This is a genomic window from Ruegeria sp. A4 (assembly GCF_056543025.1).
Genome location: NZ_JBQGAW010000002.1, coordinates 61,872 through 80,173, shown reverse-complemented (window position 1 = coordinate 80,173; position 18,302 = coordinate 61,872). Strand labels below are relative to the sequence as shown.

Genomic DNA, 18,302 nt, shown 5'->3' with positions numbered 1-18,302 from the left:
GCAAGGCCCGCCAGTACCAGGGAGGAACTGTGTTGCCCTTTCCGCAAAAGGGGTAAGGGCAACAGACTCAGTTAGGCCACGGCAGCGAATAGGTTTTGACGTTGGTGAAAAACTTCATCGCTTCGATGACGCCTTCCTTCACCCCGTTTCCACTGTCCTTGATGCCGCCAAAGGGCGACATTTCAATGCGGTAACCCGGCTGTTCCCAGATGTTGCAGGTGCCGACGTTCAACCCGTTGATGAAGGCAATCGCCCGGTTCAGATCGTTTGTGCAGACACCCGAAGACAGGCCGAACTCGGTTCCGTTGGAAATTGCCATCACTTCTTCGTCGTTGTCCGGCACGCGAACGATCGGCACGATGGGTCCAAAGGTTTCCTCCATCACCAATTCGCTGTCATGGGGCACCTTGTCGACCACGATAGGCGGCAGCAGCGCACCCTGGCGACCGGGGTGGTACAGAATTTCAGCACCTTCTTTTTCCGCCTGAAAAACGCGGTTTTCAAAAACCTCGGCGGCCTTGTCATGGATCACGCATCCAAGTTCGGTTTCCGGGTCTTGAGGATCGCCGAACTTGATCTTCCTGGCCTTCTCAAGAACCAGCGGCACGAATGTATCGGCCACGCTTTCCTGCACGAGAATGCGCTTGACCGCCGTGCAACGCTGGCCGGAATTTCCGGTAGCCCCCGCCACCGCAATGGCTGCCGCCTTGTCCAGATCGGCCTCACTGAGGTCATTCAGAACGATCAGAGGATCGTTGCCGCCAAGTTCCAGCGCCTGACGCTTGTAGACGCCCTTTTCGGCGATCATCTTGCCCACGGGCACACCGCCGGTGAAGGTGATGATATCGATGTATTCATTGGTGATCATTTCGTCGCCGATGTCACCGGGCCAACCTGTCACGACCTGGAACATCTCGGGCGGCAAGCCGGCCTCATAGAGTATGTCAGCCAGTGTCAATGCGGTCAGCGGCGTCAGCTCGGTCGGTTTGCAAACCATGCAATTGTTGGTGGCAATCGACGGCGCGATCTTGTGGCTGACCATGTTCAGCGGGTGATTGAACGGCGTGATTGCGCTGATTGCTTTCACCGGCTCTCGGGTGGTGAAAATCTTGCGGGCCTTGCCATTGTGGGTCAGGTCGCAGGAGAAGATCTCACCATCATCCTTCAATGCCTCGGCCGCCGCGAATTGATACACGTCCTGCGCGCGCTTGGTTTCGTAGATCGCATGCTGGTGACAGATCCCCAACTCCAGCGTCAGCCATTTCGCAAGATAATCGCGTTTTTCGCCGATCAACTCGCCCGCCCGTTGCAGGATCTGGCTGCGCTCGTATCGGGTCAGCTTGGGTTTGAAATTCGCCGCAATCTCGAACGCCCGGCGCGCATGTTCGGCTGTACCGGCTGGTACGTGACCCACAACCTCGTTTGTGTACGGGTAGAGAACGGGAACGGTGTCGTCGGTAAAGATAATCTCGCCACCGATCCGCATTCCCTCGTTGCGTACTTCGATTTTCGACATGGTCTGATCTTTCATAGCTTACTGTGCCGCCGCTGTTGTTGCGTAGAAGAAGGCATCGAAATTGCGCAGCACGGGTTGGTTTGGCAGGTCGATGACACGGTTCACGATGAAGGGAACTTCCTGCTCGGTCAAACCACCATGGCTGCGCAATGGTTCTTTGAGTGCTGCCAGATCGTGGCGATGCTCGGACGTGCCGATGCAGATGTTTTCACCGGAAACCATCACGATGTCGCCAATGCGGTCGCCCGGCAATTCGAATTGCTCGATCGCCTCGGCCTTGGTCAGAACATGAGTGATGCCGCTGGTCGCCTTGAGCTTGCTGATGATGTCGTCCTGGTCTGCTCCGTCAGGCAAATAGGCGGTTGCAAAAGACCCCAACGCGCCATGATGCACAACGTATGGGTCGGTAATCGGAAGAATGACCCGCGCCGCATCCTTGCCCAACCATTCGTCCATCAGGTCCTGCACGTACACCACCGAGGGGGATCCATCCGCCAAATGCTTGGGCTTCATGCCGTGGTCCGCGGTCACCACGATGGCCGCACCCAGTTCATCCAGTTCGCCCAGATACCGGTCAAACATGGCATAGAAATCGAGTGCGCCTTTTTGATCGGGTGCAAACTTGTGCTGGATATAGTCTGTGGTCGACAAATACATCACGTCGGGCTTGAACTCTTTCAGCAGCTTGACGCCAGCGGCAAAGACAAATTCGGAAAGCTCTGCCGAGTAGACCTCGGGGACGTCCATGCCCAGCCATTCGCTGGCGTTGTCGATGCCATGTTCCGCCAGCGTCGTTTCACCCGACCGCTCGGAAGAAAACGCAACCGCCCTGCCCTCGTCAAATTTCAGCCCGGCCCCCAACAGCGCGCGCAGCTTGTCCTTGGCGGTTACCATCGCCACGCGGAAACCCGCGTCGTAGAATTGGGAAAAAATGGTCGGCGCACGCAGGAAGCGGACATCATTCATCATCACTTCCTCGCCGCTGTCAGGGTCGATGAGGTAGTTGCCGCAGATGCCATGCACGATCGGAGGGCGCCCGGTGGCAATCGAAAGATTGTTGGGGTTGGTGAAGGACGGGATAACGGAATGGGCCAGTCGGTCCGTACCCTCTTCCCGTATCCGCTTGAGATTGGGCATCAGCCCTTTCGCAATCGCGACATCAAGGTATTCGGGCTCGCATCCATCAAGGCAGATGGCAATAGCAGGCACCTTCGGCGTAGGATAGACGCGCTCATTTGCTTCGACAGGGGTTTGAATGGTCATCTGTATTTTCCTTGATGTTTAAGCGGCCAGCTTGGCGCGTTCTTCCAGTGCACGAAGAGGAGGAGCGGCGTTTGTCACGCCCATTTCTTCCAGGGATTCCTTTGCTGCGCGCACGACATTGCGCATGACGTCTTCGTCCATCTGACCGATGCATCCGACGCGGAAACTGTCGACGACAGTCAGCTTGCCCGGGTAGATAATGAACCCTTTGTCCTTCATCAGGTTGTAGAACCGATCGAATACGAATTTCTCATCGGCGGGGCAGAAGAACGTGACGATGATCGGGCTGAGCCAACGATTGTCCAGCAGCGTTTCGAAACCCAGTTCACGCATGCCTGCAACCATGACGTCCCGGTTGCGGGTGTAGCGTGCGCCGCGGCCGGCAACACCGCCTTCAGCGGCATGCGCCCGAAGCGCTTCGATGAAGGCGGCGACCACGTGCGTCGGCGGGGTAAAGCGCCACTGACCGGTCTTGTTCATGTGCGCCCATTGGGCGTGCACATCCAGAGACAGGGAATGACTGTTACCCTTTGCGGCTTCCAGCTCGCTCTTGCGCGCCACAATGAAGCCAAATCCGGGAACGCCCTCGATGCACTTGTTGGCCGAAGACACCATGGCTTCATATCGAATATCCGAGGGCCTGAGCTCGATCGCGCCAAAGGCAGACATCGAGTCGATCAACAGCTTGCGACCGGCTGCATAGGTGGCCTCGGATATTTCCTCGACGGGGTTCAAGATACCCGAGCTGGTTTCGCAGTGAATGGCAACAACATGTGTGATGGCCGGATCATCCGCGAGAATGCGCGCAACCTCGTCGCCCCGTGGCGGCAGGTAATCGCCCTTGTCCAACACGATATGGTCCCGGCCCAGATACTGTAGCGTCTGCGCAGAACGTTGCCCATAGGCGCCATTGGCCAGTACCAGCGCCTTTCCTTCCGGCGGAATAAAAGACGCCAGCATTGCTTCGACCGAGAAAGAGCCGCTGCCTTGCATTGGCACGCAATCGAACGCGTCGGCGCCGTCACCAAGTAGGTCCAGCAGGCTTGACCGCAGCTCTTTTGTCATGGCGCGGAAGTCGTCGTCCCAGCTGCCCCAGTCCTTCAGCATGGCCTCTTTCACGGCGTAGGACGTTGTCAAAGGACCGGGTGTCAAAAGGTAAGGTTCGCCGAGGCGCGGTTGCTCGATTTTTGGGTGGGAAGGCGTCATTACCGGGCTCCAGAACAGCGTTTTCACAAACACCATTGCAGCAACGGTGGCTATATGTGAAATTGCAAATATCAATCTAATTATAAGTGCAGCCTATGCACAAATCATTGGGGACCAGTGATGCGGCACAGCCAGCTCAAAGCCTTTCATTACGTGGCCAAACATGGCGGGTTTTCCCGCGCGGCCGAGGCGCTTTTTCTGACGCAGCCGGCGATTTCCGAACAGGTTCGAAAGCTGGAACAGGATCACGACCTGTTGTTGTTTCAGCGCGAACGAAAACGCGTGAACCTCACCCCCGAAGGCGAACAGCTTTACCGGTTCACAAAGCAGTATTTTGAGATCGAAGATCAGATCGAGGACTACCTTTCGGAAACCAAGGCCGCAATCGACGGTGAATTGCGGATCATCGCTGATTCAGCGCATCACATGACGTCTTTCCTGGGGTCGTTTCAAAAGAAGTACCCCAAAATCACCATCACCGTGCGGTCCGGAAACACCGAAGAAATTCTGGAGGAACTTCGGTCGTACAATGCCGAGATCGGTGTTGTCGGCAGCCTGTCCCCCGGCAAGGACATGGATGTGTTGAACCTGGGGTCCACTGAAATCGTGGCCTTTGCCGCCCAAGGCGTTCTTTTGGCATCCAAACCTTCGCTTTCTTTGGAAGAACTGGCCGAACTGCCGCTGGTTTTCAGAGAGCACGGGTCAAAAACACGTCAGAAACTGGAAGAAGAAGCCGAAAGGCGCGGTATCACGTTGAATCCTGCAATCGTTGCGGAAGGGCGCGAGGCCGTTCGCGAGCTTGTGGCCTCGGGCGCAGGCATCGGGTTTGTCTCTCAGGCAGAGTATGGGCATGATGATCGGTTGCGACAAATCAAGCTGAAAGGCGTGAAGTTGCAAATGGGTGAAAGCATGATTTCGCTGTCGCAACGGCGCAACGTAAAGATCATCCGAGCCTTCATGGACTTCGCCCAGCGCGCGCTGGAAGAAAAAAGCCCCCCCGCCGATAGCTGACCGGCGGGAGCAGCGTTCCTTTGACTACCGGCTTCGCCAAGCCTGAGTACGCTTCAGGATGCCTTTTGAAGCAATCAGGTGAACGATCCGGGCAGCGGCGTTGGTGTAAAAGATCATCATGCCCATCGCCGCCGCAGGCGCGATATCCCCGGCATCATCCATGTTCAGCACCGCGATGGACGCAAGCGTCGTTTTGGGAGAGTAAAGAAACACCACTGCCGACACGGTCGTCATCGCGTTGACGAACAGATAGATCGAGATGTCCAACACCGCCGGCAGACAAACCGGAACCGTTACCCGTGCAAACAGCTTCATTGTCGGCTGTTTGAGCGAGGCAGACACCGACTCAAATTCTCTGTCCATTTGCTTGAGCGCGGTGACGGCCGTCAGGTGCGATACGGTGTAGAAATGGGTCACGGTGCAAATCACCAAAATCGCCATCGTGCCGTAAATCCCGTTCAGCGGATTGGACGGGTTGTTGAAGAAGAAGATGTAAGACAGCCCCAATACCATGCCCGGGATCGCCATGGGCAGCATCGCGAACATCTGGAAAATCGACCTACCGGTTCTGAACCCGTTTGATTTTTCCACCAGATAGGCCCCGAAGAACACAACCGTCGTACCGATCACTGCCGTCAGCAACGCCAGTTTGATCGAGTTGAAATACGACCCCCAGCCGCCGCCGTCCATTCTGTTGAACTGATAGTTCTTGAGGCTCAGACTCAGGTCGTAGGGCCAGAACTTGATCAGCGCCGCAAACTGACACACTGCCAAAAGACCAACGATGAACAGGCCGATCAGGCTGCAATAGATCAGGAATATGCGGTCAGCTTTCGGGTTGGGCGTCGCCTGATATGGCACGGAACGCGCCGAAAGCAACGCAACCTGCTTGGACTGAACCATCCGGTCGATGGCAAAAGCCAGAATGGCCGGGATGACCAGAACCACAGAGACCACGGCGCCCATTTCAAAATTCTGCTGGCCGATCACCTGTTTGTAGATATCCACGGCAAGCACGTTGAATTGACCACCGATGACCTTCGGCAATCCGAAATCGGTGATCACCAGGTTGAACACGACAAAGGCCGCCGAGATCAGGCCATAGCGAGCCCCGGGAATGGTTACGGTCCAGAAGGTCCGCCATGGCGTCGACCGCAAGCTGGCCGCAGCTTCATACAGGCGCGCGTCAGATATCGCGAGCGCGGTCGATATGATCAGAAACGCGTGCGGAAAGGTAAAGAAAACCGATCCGATCACGATGCCGATGGGGCCGTATATACTGGCACCAAACAGCAACTCCTTGATCATGCCCTGATTGCCGAACAGGTAGACCAACGCGATGCCCGGCAAAAGCGACGGAACCAGGATCGGTGCCATCGCAATGAGGCGAAAAACACCCTTGAACCGCATGCAGCTTCGGTTCAGCGCATAGGCGAACCAAAACGCCAGTGTCACCGTCACAATGGTGCTGACTACCGAGATCCAAAGCGAGTTCTTGATCGAATTGAACAATGCCGGTGTCGAGAAGTAGTTGATGAAATTGTCCAACCCTCGCGACTGGACCGGCCGCATTTGCACCCGGCGGAACGTGTTGGAATCCAGCTCGACCCAATCGGTGCCTTCATTCAATGTCGACCCAACCAGAAAGCGCCCGGTATCCGTCGTGTTGCGGATCTTGTACATCACCGGGCTGCGAAAGCTGAAATCAGGAAAGAATCCGGTCACCGGCAAGCGCCCGTCCGAACCCGTCACCAGATCAGAGTCGGAATAGACCCCCAATTGCCTGTTCAACTCGTCCGCCGACAGGATCGTTCCATCAAAGACGCCTGCGTCGTCACTTACCTGAAACTCGTACTGGGACAGCTCGACCCGATAGGTCGAAAACGACTTGGACAGCATCGTGTAAAGCGGCAACGCCAATGTCACGACCAGATACAGCGCGATCACCATCATGCTGCCGCGCATCAGGATATCATCACGGCTGAGCTTGGGCTTGATGTCCGGCCCGACCGGCAGGCTGTCCTGATTGGTAGAAACCGAGCTCATGCCTTGGCCTCCGGCACTTCAAACGCCATAAGGCGGTTCTCGGGAAGCTCAATCACCACGCTGCGCCCCTCTTCCAGTTCCAGACGACGCACGGCGTTGATCGAGAAATCCGCGATCAGTTCCGATGATCCGAACTTCTCGTTGTTCAAGCGGCAGCGCCAGAACGAACCCAGGAACTCCATCTCATCCAGCGTCACCTCTATGCAGTTCCGATTGCCGCCCGTGTCGAGATAACCAGCTTCATGAGGGATGATGTCTTCGGGTCGAATGGCCGCGATGATCGGGGTTCCATCGTTGAACTTGTGGCTGAGGCAGGCAAAGGTCTTTTCCCCGACGCTCAAACGTCCGCCTTTGGTGACCTGTGACCGGATCTGGTTCATTTCACCGATAAAGTCGGCAACGAACAGATTGGCCGGTTCCCGGTAGATTTCGGTAGGGGGCCCCACCTGTTCGATCACTCCGTGATTCATGACCACGATCCGGTCTGCCATGGCCAGCGCTTCTTCCTGATCGTGGGTCACCATCACGGTGGTCACACCCAGCTTGCGCTGCAACTCCTTGATCTCGTGCCGCAGATGAACACGTACTTTGGCGTCCAGCGCCGACAGGGGTTCGTCCAACAGCAAAAGTCCGGGGTTGGTAGCAATGGCACGCGCCAGCGCAATCCGTTGCTGCTGACCACCTGACAATTGCGCCGGATATTTCTTGCCCTGATCCGGCAGACCAACCAGGGTCAAGAGTTCGTTTACGCGAACAGCGATATTCGATTTGCTGCGGCCTGTGTTTTCAAGGCCAAAAGCGATGTTCTTTTCAATGGTCAGATTTGGGAACAACGCGTAGGACTGAAACACGATCCCGAAATCACGCTCGGACGGTGGCAGATTGGACACGTCCTTGCCATCCTGCATGACCGTACCCTTGGTCTGCAAATCCAATCCGGCGATTGCCCGCAAAAGAGTGGTCTTGCCGCACCCGGACGGGCCGAGGAAACAGACAAACTCGCCCTCGTTGATTTCCAAAGAGATGTCCTTGAGCGCCAGAAAGTTTCCGAACGCTTTCCACAAATTCTGGATGCTGAGATACAGTTCACCGGGTGGTGTTTTCTGAAGCACGGGAGAAGTCCTCACATCTGCACCTCGGGCGCGGCCGGTCCTGGCCGGTTGAAACCGGGTGAGTAGGTTGTTTTTCGGGGAACAAGAGACTGGTGCGCAGGAGAGGCACAAAAGCCTCTCCTGCCAATGGGGTTACTTCGCTTCCGACTTTCCGTCATAGCGAGACTGCCATTCCTTCAGGATTGCCGCGCGATTGTTGGCGGCAAACTCAAAATCATTTTCGATCATTGCATCCAGAAGACCCTCTGGGAAGTGCTCAACCGGTTTTGCAACGCCCGGATAGGCGACAACTGCATAGCCGGTGTTGTACATCTCGTTGGCTTCCTTGGTGACGGTGAAGTCCACCAGCTTCTGCGCGGCCTCCAAATTGGCGGTGCCGGCAACAATTGCGGTGGCTTCCATGTCCCATCCCACGCCCTCGGAAGGCACGATGATCTCAAGCGGCGCGCCGTCAGCTTTGGACTTTGCCCCGCGGAACGCAAAGGAAATGCCAATCGGGATTTCGCCCGCCGCCGCCAGTTTGCAGGGTTTTGAACCTGAATGGGTGTACCGCGCGATATTCTCGTGCAGCGCATCCATGTATTCCCAACCACCTTCTTCACCGAACATCTGCAACCAGCTGGATACATCAAGGAACCCGGTGCCCGATGAGTTCGGATTGGGCATGATCACCTGATCTTTGTACATCGGATCGGTGAGGTCCTTCCAGGATGTCGGCGGGGTCAACCCGGCCTTTTCGGCCTCGACGGTATTGTAGCAGACGGATGCAACCCAGGCGTCCATGCCGACCCAGGCAGGGGGGTTGTCGCCATCAACAAATTTCTTGTCCAGCTTTTCCACACCGGCCGGCGCATAAGGCTCCAACATACCTTCTGATTTCAGCAGCAGCAGCGACGTGGCGGCCAGGCCCCAAACAACGTCGGCCTGCGGATTATCACGTTCTGCCAGCAATTTCGCCGTAATGATCCCGGTCGAGTCGCGAACCCAATTGATCTTGATATCAGGATGGCTTTGATTGAACGTCTCGGCATACCGGGCCAAATCTTCCGCCTCGACTGCGGTATAAACTGTCAATTCCGTTTCCGATGCCGCAGCCGTCGCCGTCAGCGCACCGATAGTCAGAGCTGCGAGAAGTGATGCTTTGTGTTTCATTGTGATCCTCTGTTGGTAGTAACGTTATTTTCGCCATTCTTGCGCGGCGTTCGAACTCGATTATTGTGCACCGATTGTTTGACAGCAGTTTGACAGATAAAAACGCCAATAAAAATCGATTATATCTTCGATGTCATAAGCATTTCCTATAGATGAAAACCGCCCGCCCTGGATGATCAGCGCGGAACTGGACCATGACGATCAACAGATCATCAGGGCATGTCAAAGGCGCTGAATTCTTCCGACTTTCCTGCGGTGGCGCAAAAACGCTCAACGTGTCATCGCAAGGAGTCCGATCCCGATCGCGACAATGGTCGCTGCAAGAAGCCTGTTGGATTTCGGCCCTTCGCCGAACCACATCACACCAATAAGCGATGCAAAGATAACCGAACTTTCCCTAAGGGCGGATACAACGCCCAAAGGCGCGACCGTCTTGGCATACAGCACCAGCCCATACGCCAGGCCAGAGATGACGCCGCCCGTCAGACCCGCCCAGACATAGCGCCTGGGCAGCGCGACGAAACGCTGCCATCTGGTCGCGAAGATAAACCCGGCAACAAAAATTTCGGCAACGAACAATGCCGCAATGTACCCCAGTATATTCCCGGACAGCCGGATACCAATGCCGTCCACAATCGAATAGGACGCTATCATCAGGCCCGTGCCAAACGCCGCCGCCACGGCGACCCAGCTTGTGTTTCGGCCCAGCCCGACCAAGGACAGGCACCCAATCCCAGCCGAGATGCAGACAATGCCGACCCACGCGATCGGCGGCAGAAACTCACCCGCGAAAAGAATGGCACCCACCGTGACCAGGATTGGCGTCATCCCGCGTGAGATCGGGTACACCACCGACAGATCCCCATGTTGGTACGCGGTGTTGAGAAACCAATAATACCCCCAGTGGATCAGGGTCGAGCCGATGATGAAGGGGACCGCCGCCCAAACCGGCAAGCCGATAAAAGGCAACGCAATCAGCGCAGGCACGGCGTGGCCAAGCGCCACCAACCCCAAAACAACCGCTTTGTCGGGCGCGCCTTTGACAACCGCATTCCAGAGCGCGTGCAACACGGCTGCGGTCAATACGATGAGAACGGCCTGTAATGTCATTGTGGCCCGACGATGTAAGCTGAATACCTGTCTTGCGTCACAATTCGGCTTTCAGAGCGCTTGTTTGCGCGCGCGCATGCAGTGGCTCGACCAAAGCTTGACCTGCATCGCGGCGGCAACGGTTTAGGGGGCTCAAACCCGCTGGGCAATGCAATCCGGGCGAGGGGCGGATCCGGTTGGTCATCGCGGGTTGGGTGCACAACTGATGATCCCGACCAGCCGCATGCCATGTGGTGCCACGGCTTGGTTGCCCCCGCGCAGTAAGCACCACGTCACGATGCCCCTTTCCGGTCAGATGAAACGCAACCGTGCAGCCAATGATGCCGCCTTTGACAATGACATGCCGCGCCGTGCGGAAGTTTGGTGTCAGCCATCGGGTCGCTCCGTACTCAGGGATTCGGTTTTCCCTTCACCCTATTTGTACTTTGCAAAATTTGGCAATTGTTTTCCAGTTATTGCGTCACGCTTTCACGATATCCACGGGCTGGCTTTGCAGCGCACCAGCTATGCTGTTGGGCAACTCCTCATCCACCACCAGAGTCGCTTTCACCGGCAGAGGTTTCATCACGATCGGACCAACCATGTTGAACTTGCTGCTATCAGCCAGGATCAGCGGCCGCTGCGCCCGCTGCATCATCATATGACGCAAGTTGGCGCCTTCCAGCGAGAAATCGGTAAACAATGCCCGAGAGCTCACACCGCCGACCCCGATCAACGCATATTCCGCATTGTATCGCGACAGGTGGTCGAGCGTGTCCAAACTCAATGTGGCATTCTCTGAAAAATCCAGCCGCCCGCCCAGCAGCGTGACTTCGGCGACCGCCGAAGCCAACACGGATGCAATCGTCAAATCATTGGTATATATGGTAAGATTTTGTCGCACAGTAGCCAGAGCCTGCGCCGCCGCCACTGTCGTTGACCCGCTGTCGATTATCACGCTGGCCCCGTCCGGGATCACGCTTGCCACATAGGCTCCAATCCGTTCCTTGCCTTTCGGGTTGGTTTGAGCCCGGTCGGCCATCGGAGGTTCCCGCCTGCGGATACTGGTCGCGCCGCCCCGCACCTGATAAAGCTTGTTCTCCAGTGCCAACTGTTCAATATCCTTGCGCACGGTTTCCCGTGACACACCAAGCCGTTCCGTCAGCGAACGGATCGAGACCGCTGGCTGGCGCGAGACTTCTTCCAGTATGATGGCGTGGCGTTCGGGTGCGAGCATTGGCCGGCCCTTTGGTTTTGGACTGCACGAATATGCCAAAATTTGCAAACATGGTACAGCCCAAACACCCAATCAGGCATGCGTTGCCATGGCGCAGCGGTGACGCCCTCACACCAATGGTCCAGAGCGGTCAATGGACCCTGCCACCGGGCACGCAGTGACTACGCCGGGTAGATTGGGAACGATTTGCACAACGCTGCGACCGAGGTTTTGCAGCGCAGAATTGTCGCGCCGGTATCACCCGCGGCCTCAGCTTCGATCAGATCCGCAATCACGTTTGCCAACTGGTCGAACGCGGCCTGTTTCATTCCGCGGGTCGTGGCCGCGCTCACGCCCAGGCGCAATCCAACCCATTCTGGCGGTCGCGTGCTGTCATTGGGGATCGCGTTTTTGTTGGTCGTGATGTTGGCCTTCTCCAGAACGACCTCGGCACGTTTGCCTGTGATACCCTTGGGGCTGAGATCCACGAGCACCAGATGCGTGTCAGTACCACCGGACACGATACGCAACCCCCGGGACTGCAAGGTTTCCGCGAGTTTGGCGGCGTTGGCTTTGACCTGCGCTCCGTAGTCCTTGAATTCATCCGTAAGCGCTTCGGCAAGGCAAACTGCTTTGGCCGCCAGAACCTGGCTGTGGATCGAACCCTGAACGCCGGGGAAAACCGCAGATTGCAGCCTCTTGAACCAGTCCTCGTTGTTGGTGAGGATCACCCCGCCACGAGGACCACGCAGTGTTTTTGTCGTGGTGCACGTCACAATGTCCGCATGCGGAAAAGGCGAAGGATGCACGCCCGCAGCGACCAGCCCGGCAATATGGGCCATGTCCACATGAAAATGCGCACCGACCTTCCTGGCGATTTGCCCCATGCGCTCGAAGTCGATTTCCCGTGGATAGGCAGACCCACCCGCGATCAGCAGCTTTGGCCGGATTTCCTCAGCCAGTTTTTCCAGCGCATCGCAGTCAATGACCTCGGATTCGGCGTCAACACCATAATGATGCGGTTCGAACCAGCGACCCGACAGGTTGGCCTTCAGGCCGTGACTCAGATGACCGCCGGCAGCCAGATCCAGCGACAAGACCCTGTCACCAGGCTTGAGCAGCAGAAAGAAAACAGCAAGGTTCGCCTGGCTGCCGGAATGGGGCTGAACATTGGCATAGTCGCATCCGAACAGTTCCCTGGCGCGGTCGATTGCCGCTTGCTCGACGACGTCGACAAACTGACCACCCCCGTGGAACCGGTTTCCCGGATACCCTTCAAGCGTCTTGTTGGTCATCTCATGCCCGAGAGCATCCAGCACCGCGCGGCTGACGATATTTTCGGACGCGATCAGCTCAATTTGATCCTGCTGGCGCTTTTTCTCGTTTGCAAGAGCTTCTGCGACGACGGGGTCGGTCATCCTGACTGGGTTTTCAAAGTGCCGCGACATCCGGGCTCCTCCGATGCGATTGCGTTTTCTCCAAAATTCCAGAGTTCCACTGGCCGAAGCAAATCAGTATTGCTATTTATTTGCCGCAGAAAAACTAAGGCTTAAATGGATGTCACTTTCCCCTCGTCGCCCGAAAGGCCCACATCTCAATGCTTTACGAGCATTTGAAGCGGCGGCTCGGCTTGGAAGCTTTGCCGCTGCGGCAGACGAGCTATCCGTTACTCCGGGCGCGATAACTCAGCACGTCAAGGCCCTTGAAGCCTGGGCCGGCACCCAACTTTTTGTCCGAAATGCCCGCGGGGTCGAGATGACGGCGCTTGCCGAAGAGCTTTTGCCCGGGTTCACCCAGGCGTTTGATCAATTGGGAATGGCCGTGCAGGAACTTCGAACCAAGGCCCTGCCGCGCAAGGTCAAGGTCGCCGCGCTGCCGTCGATCGCGCAATTGTGGTTGGCGCCAAGACTTGGAACGCTCAGGCAAATTGCCCCGGATTTGTCCGTGTCTGTTGTGGCCCTTGAAACGCCGCCAAACCTTACGCGTGAACCATTTGACATGACTTTGTTCTTTTCCGGTGAACCGATCGGAATCAACGAAATCAAAATAGCCGAAGATGTGATTTTCCCGGTTTGCGCGCCCTCGGTCGCGGACAGATTGAAATCTGTTTCAGATCTTTCGCGGGAAACCCTTCTCCATGACGGGGCATGGGCAAATGATTGGGACAATTGGCTGAACAGCCAACCAGATGGCGCACGTGTACCGAAGACGGGGACCGTGCACTCGTTGTATTCCGTCGCGCTGGAAGAGGCGCGTCATGGCGGTGGCGTGTTGATGGCGCACGAAGTTCTGGTTCAGAACTTGCTGGACAATGGCGATCTGGTTCGCCCGTTTTCGGCCTCGTTGAAGCTGCCCCGCGCAATGGTGGCCAAATTCACACCCTCTTTCAGCAGATCCCCCGCCTTCAAAGAGTTCAGATCGTTTTTGCTGAACGCAAACTGAAAAGCGGTGCCCGCAAAACGGGTTGTTTACAACGATCAGGCCCGCCTTCCTCTGACAGTCTCGGCTGGCCATACTTCGCGACGGATCCTTCGGGCAATACCATCAAATCCGTGAAGCTTCACATACTTAAGTCGTGGTCCGGCCTCGGACTGGAAGGTTGAGAAACGCGCCCCGACGATGCAAGCTGCTGTCAAGAACCATGGTTCGGGACGGAGGAAGAATGTCAGACGCGCGCCCCTCGGCGGAAACCGATCCTGGTCTCGCCGTACGCGACCTGAGCTTTCATTATGGCGCCAAGGCGGCTTTGGATGCTGTCTCTTTTGACGTGTCGGCGGGGATGTTCTGCGGTCTGCTTGGTCCGAATGGGGCCGGTAAATCGACACTGGTGTCGCTGCTCACGCGATTGCTTGTCGCGCCGGACGGTGAAATCACGGTCGCGGGCCATGATCTGCGCCAATCCCCACGCAAGGCGCTGGCAAAGCTTGGCGTGGTCTTTCAGCAACCGACACTGGATCTGGGTTTGACGGTGCGCCAGAACATGGCCTATTTCGCAGCTCTGCATGGGTTGTCGCGATCCGAAGTCCCCGACCGTATCGACGAGGCGCTGGATCGGCTGAACATGCGCGACCGCGCCGGGGAACGAGTGCGCGATCTCAATGGTGGTCATCGCCGCCGGATGGAACTGGCGCGTGCCCTGCTGCACGAACCTTCGGTGTTGCTGTTGGACGAACCGACCGTTGGGCTTGATGCCGCGGCTCGGCACGCGATAACCGACCATGTGCACGACCTGGCGGAACAGGGGCTGTGCGTGTTGTGGGCCACGCATCTGACAGATGAAATGCGCGATGACGACCAGCTTCTGGTTCTGCATCGCGGTCAGATTCTTGCCAGTGGGCAGGTGGGCCGCCTGCGGGGGGATCAAACACTGTCCGATTGGTTCCTGTCCCGAACCGAGGTGCCGGCATGAACGGGTTCCTGGGAGTCGCCCGCGCCATCATCGGACGCGAGTTTCTGCGTTTCATCCATCAACGCGAACGATTTCTGGCAGCTCTGGTCCGGCCAATGGTTTGGCTTTTGATCTTCGCAGCAGGGTTTCGAGCGGCCCTCGGCCTGTCGATCATTCCCCCCTACCAGACCTATATCACTTACGAGACCTATATCGTCCCCGGACTGTGTGCGATGGTTCTGTTGTTCAATGGGATGCAAAGCTCGCTCAGCCTTGTCTACGACCGCGAGATGGGCTCGATGCGCCTGCTGCTGACCAGCTCGTTCCCACGCTGGTGGCTGTTGTTCTGCCGTCTGCTGGGATCAACCGCGATATCCATCCTGCAAGTCTATACGTTTCTCGGATTGGCCGCTGTGTTCGGCATTGTCCTGCCCCTACCCGGATATGTCGCGGTTCTGCCTGGGCTGGTTCTGGGCGGTCTGATGCTGGGCGCGCTTGGGCTGGTGTTGTCCAGTTTCATCAAGCAGCTGGAGAATTTTGCCGGGGTGATGAACTTTGTCATCTTCCCGATGTTCTTCCTGTCCTCCGCCCTTTATCCGCTGTGGAAAATGGCCGAAAGCTCGCCATTGCTGCGTGATATCTGTGCCCTCAATCCTTTCACGCATGTGGTCGAGTTGATCCGGTTTCTGCTTTACTTGCAGATCAACTGGGGGGCCCTGCTGTGGGTTCTGGCGTCAACCGCGATACTGAGCGCGATCGCCGTTTGGGGGTATGATCCGGCCCGGGGTCTGATGAGGCGAAAATCATGACGGCCGCGCCACAAACCGCAAAGCGGAGTCTGCTTCTGAAAACACGCTTGGGCCTTGGGGCCGTCGTGCTGGGATCAGGCACCCTGCTGGCGGCCGCAATCCTTTACTTCGGGATGCAGACCGTCGCCAGCCGCCTGGAAACGGCACTGGCATCGGAGACCCGCATGGCACGCTATGCTGCTCTGTCGACCCAGGCGGCCACATTTCTTGTGATCGCAACCGAGTCGATACAGACCGGCCAAACAGCCGAGTCTCGTCTCGATCGCCTTTCGCCGATCCAAGACCAGATTGGGACAACGTTTCTGAACCTTCGTTCCGATGTGGAAGACGCCGTTGCCGCGGTTCAATCCCTGGGGCTGGACGAACAATCGCGATACGGAACCCAATCCCTGGGTCTGGCCAGAATGGAGGCGCTGCTGGCCAGCACGCTGGAAGGGCTTGCCGACGCAGACGCCGATCAGGCCCAGCTGCGCGCCTATGTCGACTCGTTTGCGTCGGCGTTTGATCCCCTTCTCAGCCAGGCGGTGAATACCGAGGTTCTGTTTCGAAACTCCGTCATGGCGGGGATCGAAAGGACCCGCTGGGTTCTGACCTGGGCGGCACTGGCACTGGCACTTTTCGCCCTGCTCAGCACGGCGTGGTTCTATTTTGGCCTTGTGCGACCGCAGTTCTCTCGTCTGGATCGGCTGCGCAACGCTGCGGTTCAGGTCGGCCGATCCGAATTCGCAATTTCGCTGCCTCAAACCCGCAATGATGAGATCGGCCAGTTATATGGCGAGACCAACCGCATGGCCGCTGCATTGAGAAAACGCCAGGCCGAGGTTGACGCAGAATGGGTCCGGTTGAACGAGACCATTGCCCAGCGAACCCGCGAACTGAGCGCTGCAAATGAATCCCTGTCCAAGATCGACGAAAACCGGCGCCGCTTTTTTGCTGATGTTAGTCACGAACTGCGCACACCGCTGACGGTCATCATGATGGAAGCTCAGATAGGCCAGAGGGATAACCAGACCGCGCCAGAGGCGTTAGCAACAATCGAAAGCAGCGCGGCAAAACTGAACCAGAGAATCGATGATTTGCTGCGCGTCGCCCGTTCCGAAACCGGTGAGCTGGCTCTGGAACCAACCAACGTTGCACTATGCGATCTGATGCAAACAGTTGTGAGCGACATTCAACCTGAAATCGATGGCGCCGACATGCAGCTTGAAACGGGCGACTTTCCGGATTGTTCGTTGCACTGTGACCTGAACTGGATTCGTCAGGTCCTGCTCAGTCTGATACGCAACGCGATCCGGCATGCGCGGGACGGAAGGGCATTGTTGCTGTCCGGCCAATCGGTTGATGGTGGCGTTCAAATACAGCTGACCGATAACGGCCCCGGAATTCCCGTCGGCGCCCAAACCCGGATCTTCGAGCGGTTTGTTCAGGGAGGGGCAGCAAACAGCCAGGGCTTCGGTGTCGGGCTGGCACTGGCCAGGTGGGTCATCGAGGCCCATGAAGGAACCATATCGGTGGCAAGCCCGGTACCGCGTGAAAACGCACTGGGATCAAATGCCGGTACAAATGTCTGCATTCGACTACCGCTGGCGGAGGCATAGAAAATGGTCTCCAGACTGCTGATCATAGATGACGACCCCAGAATCACGTCGGCCCTTGTCCGGGGCCTGTCGCTGCACGGCTACGCAGCCGAGGCTGAGAACCGCGCCGACCAAGGGTTGGAGCGGTTGAAAAGCGGTGTATTCTCGGGCGCGATTGTCGATGTCATGCTGGGAACCGACAGCGGCATCGAACTGGTCCGGGCCGCGCGTCTTGCCGGGGTCGGAATCCCAATATTGATGTTGTCTGCCCTTTCCGATGTCGATCATCGTGCCGCCGGGCTTGAAGCCGGGGCCGATGATTACGTCGTCAAGCCGTTCAGCTTTGAAGAGCTTGTCGCCCGGTTGCAGGTACAGGAACAACGCGTGCTCTCTCAGCGCCCGGACCCCGCGCGCCTGTCGTCGCGGGACAGAACGCTTTCGATCCGCGAGACACGCATTGCGCTCACCGAACGTGAATTCGAACTGCTCACGCTGCTCAACAGCAAGGCCGGATCGCCAATATCCCGAGGAGAACTGTTTGACACGCTCTGGTCACAGGACGGGTCCAGTAACGAAAACGTGGTGGACGTCTACATCGGATATCTGAGGAAGAAATTGGCATTGGATGATTTTGGATTTGAAATCAAAACCATACGCAACCAGGGGTTTTGCATTCAGGGGGTCGCCCCGTTGTCGGATGACGCCTGAGTACCGACCAAAGTCTAAATCCTTCTTATGAATTAAGAGTCGCACGGGCGCATGAGACCTGCCACATTGCTCGCAAGCACTTTCTAGGAGGAGGACCCTGATATGGCTTGGAACAGACCTGTTATTCGCGAAATCGAATGCGGCATGGAAATCAACATGTACGGCCCCGATCATGACGATGAGCGCGGTGGCGGCCTGATCTGATCAGC

17 protein-coding genes are annotated in these 18,302 nt (G+C 57.1%); 7 read left to right on the top strand and 10 right to left on the bottom strand.

Annotated features, from left to right (window positions below; genetic code table 11):
• Positions 1–67 precede the first annotated feature (67 nt).
• From phnY to ACR0E2_RS09640, 3 genes are read right to left on the bottom strand one after another with little or no spacing between them, the layout of a single operon-like run.
• Positions 68–1,531, bottom strand: a complete 1,464-nt coding sequence (phnY, locus tag ACR0E2_RS09650; RefSeq protein ID WP_480446243.1) for a phosphonoacetaldehyde dehydrogenase — start codon at positions 1,529–1,531, stop codon at positions 68–70.
• Between the two features lie 3 nt (positions 1,532–1,534).
• Complete coding sequence (gene phnA, locus ACR0E2_RS09645) at positions 1,535–2,779, bottom strand: phosphonoacetate hydrolase (RefSeq protein WP_171637143.1); 1,245 nt, start codon at positions 2,777–2,779, stop codon at positions 1,535–1,537.
• 18 nt (positions 2,780–2,797) lie between these two features.
• Positions 2,798–3,985 carry a 2-aminoethylphosphonate--pyruvate transaminase gene (locus ACR0E2_RS09640; RefSeq protein ID WP_480446242.1) on the bottom strand — a complete coding sequence of 396 codons (1,188 nt, stop codon included), beginning with the start codon at positions 3,983–3,985 and terminating at the stop codon, positions 2,798–2,800.
• Positions 3,986–4,105: 120 nt separating this feature from the next.
• On the opposite strand from ACR0E2_RS09640, the gene ACR0E2_RS09635 reads away from it, so the two are divergent.
• On the top strand, positions 4,106–4,996 hold the full coding sequence (locus ACR0E2_RS09635; protein ID WP_480446241.1) for a LysR substrate-binding domain-containing protein: 891 nt from the start codon (positions 4,106–4,108) through the stop codon (positions 4,994–4,996).
• A gap of 24 nt (positions 4,997–5,020) precedes the next feature.
• Here the strand turns inward: ACR0E2_RS09635 and ACR0E2_RS09630 are convergent, their stop codons facing one another.
• The 7 genes from ACR0E2_RS09630 to ACR0E2_RS09600 form a co-directional block, all read right to left on the bottom strand.
• The gene (locus ACR0E2_RS09630; protein ID WP_171640655.1) at positions 5,021–7,042 is read right to left on the bottom strand and encodes a putative 2-aminoethylphosphonate ABC transporter permease subunit; all 2,022 of its coding nucleotides are present in this window, start codon (positions 7,040–7,042) and stop codon (positions 5,021–5,023) included.
• Positions 7,039–8,154 carry a putative 2-aminoethylphosphonate ABC transporter ATP-binding protein gene (locus ACR0E2_RS09625; protein WP_480446240.1) on the bottom strand — a complete coding sequence of 372 codons (1,116 nt, stop codon included), beginning with the start codon at positions 8,152–8,154 and terminating at the stop codon, positions 7,039–7,041. The genes ACR0E2_RS09630 and ACR0E2_RS09625 overlap by 4 nt, the downstream gene beginning before the upstream one ends.
• Before the next feature lie 132 nt (positions 8,155–8,286).
• Complete coding sequence (locus ACR0E2_RS09620; protein WP_171118362.1) at positions 8,287–9,306, bottom strand: putative 2-aminoethylphosphonate ABC transporter substrate-binding protein; 1,020 nt, start codon at positions 9,304–9,306, stop codon at positions 8,287–8,289.
• Between the two features lie 270 nt (positions 9,307–9,576).
• Positions 9,577–10,416: a hypothetical protein gene (locus ACR0E2_RS09615; protein ID WP_480446239.1), complete on the bottom strand. Its 840-nt coding sequence runs from the start codon at positions 10,414–10,416 to the stop codon at positions 9,577–9,579.
• A gap of 37 nt (positions 10,417–10,453) precedes the next feature.
• The gene (locus ACR0E2_RS09610) at positions 10,454–10,753 is read right to left on the bottom strand and encodes an FAD-dependent oxidoreductase (protein WP_480446473.1); all 300 of its coding nucleotides are present in this window, start codon (positions 10,751–10,753) and stop codon (positions 10,454–10,456) included.
• A 123-nt stretch (positions 10,754–10,876) separates the two neighbouring features.
• Positions 10,877–11,632: a DeoR/GlpR family DNA-binding transcription regulator gene (locus ACR0E2_RS09605; RefSeq protein WP_480446238.1), complete on the bottom strand. Its 756-nt coding sequence runs from the start codon at positions 11,630–11,632 to the stop codon at positions 10,877–10,879.
• A 161-nt stretch (positions 11,633–11,793) separates the two neighbouring features.
• Entirely contained in the window at positions 11,794–13,029 is a 1,236-nt protein-coding gene (locus tag ACR0E2_RS09600) for a serine hydroxymethyltransferase (RefSeq protein ID WP_480446237.1), read from the bottom strand.
• Between the two features lie 139 nt (positions 13,030–13,168).
• On the opposite strand from ACR0E2_RS09600, the gene ACR0E2_RS09595 reads away from it, so the two are divergent.
• The 6 genes from ACR0E2_RS09595 to pqqA all read left to right on the top strand — a co-directional run bounded on the left by ACR0E2_RS09595 (position 13,169) and on the right by pqqA (position 18,297).
• Positions 13,169–14,053 (top strand): LysR family transcriptional regulator, encoded by an 885-nt coding sequence (locus tag ACR0E2_RS09595; protein ID WP_480446236.1) that lies wholly within the window; start codon positions 13,169–13,171, stop codon positions 14,051–14,053.
• 220 nt (positions 14,054–14,273) lie between these two features.
• On the top strand, positions 14,274–15,020 hold the full coding sequence (locus ACR0E2_RS09590; protein WP_480446235.1) for an ABC transporter ATP-binding protein: 747 nt from the start codon (positions 14,274–14,276) through the stop codon (positions 15,018–15,020).
• Positions 15,017–15,808, top strand: a complete 792-nt coding sequence (locus ACR0E2_RS09585; protein ID WP_171205922.1) for an ABC transporter permease — start codon at positions 15,017–15,019, stop codon at positions 15,806–15,808. Before ACR0E2_RS09590 ends, ACR0E2_RS09585 begins: the two co-directional genes overlap by 4 nt.
• Positions 15,805–17,406: a sensor histidine kinase gene (locus tag ACR0E2_RS09580; RefSeq protein WP_480446234.1), complete on the top strand. Its 1,602-nt coding sequence runs from the start codon at positions 15,805–15,807 to the stop codon at positions 17,404–17,406. The genes ACR0E2_RS09585 and ACR0E2_RS09580 overlap by 4 nt, the downstream gene beginning before the upstream one ends.
• 3 nt (positions 17,407–17,409) lie before the next feature.
• The gene (locus tag ACR0E2_RS09575; RefSeq protein WP_480446233.1) at positions 17,410–18,093 is read left to right on the top strand and encodes a response regulator transcription factor; all 684 of its coding nucleotides are present in this window, start codon (positions 17,410–17,412) and stop codon (positions 18,091–18,093) included.
• A gap of 102 nt (positions 18,094–18,195) precedes the next feature.
• Positions 18,196–18,297, top strand: a complete 102-nt coding sequence (gene pqqA, locus ACR0E2_RS09570; protein WP_117873022.1) for a pyrroloquinoline quinone precursor peptide PqqA — start codon at positions 18,196–18,198, stop codon at positions 18,295–18,297.
• The last annotated feature ends 5 nt before the right edge of the window (positions 18,298–18,302 follow it).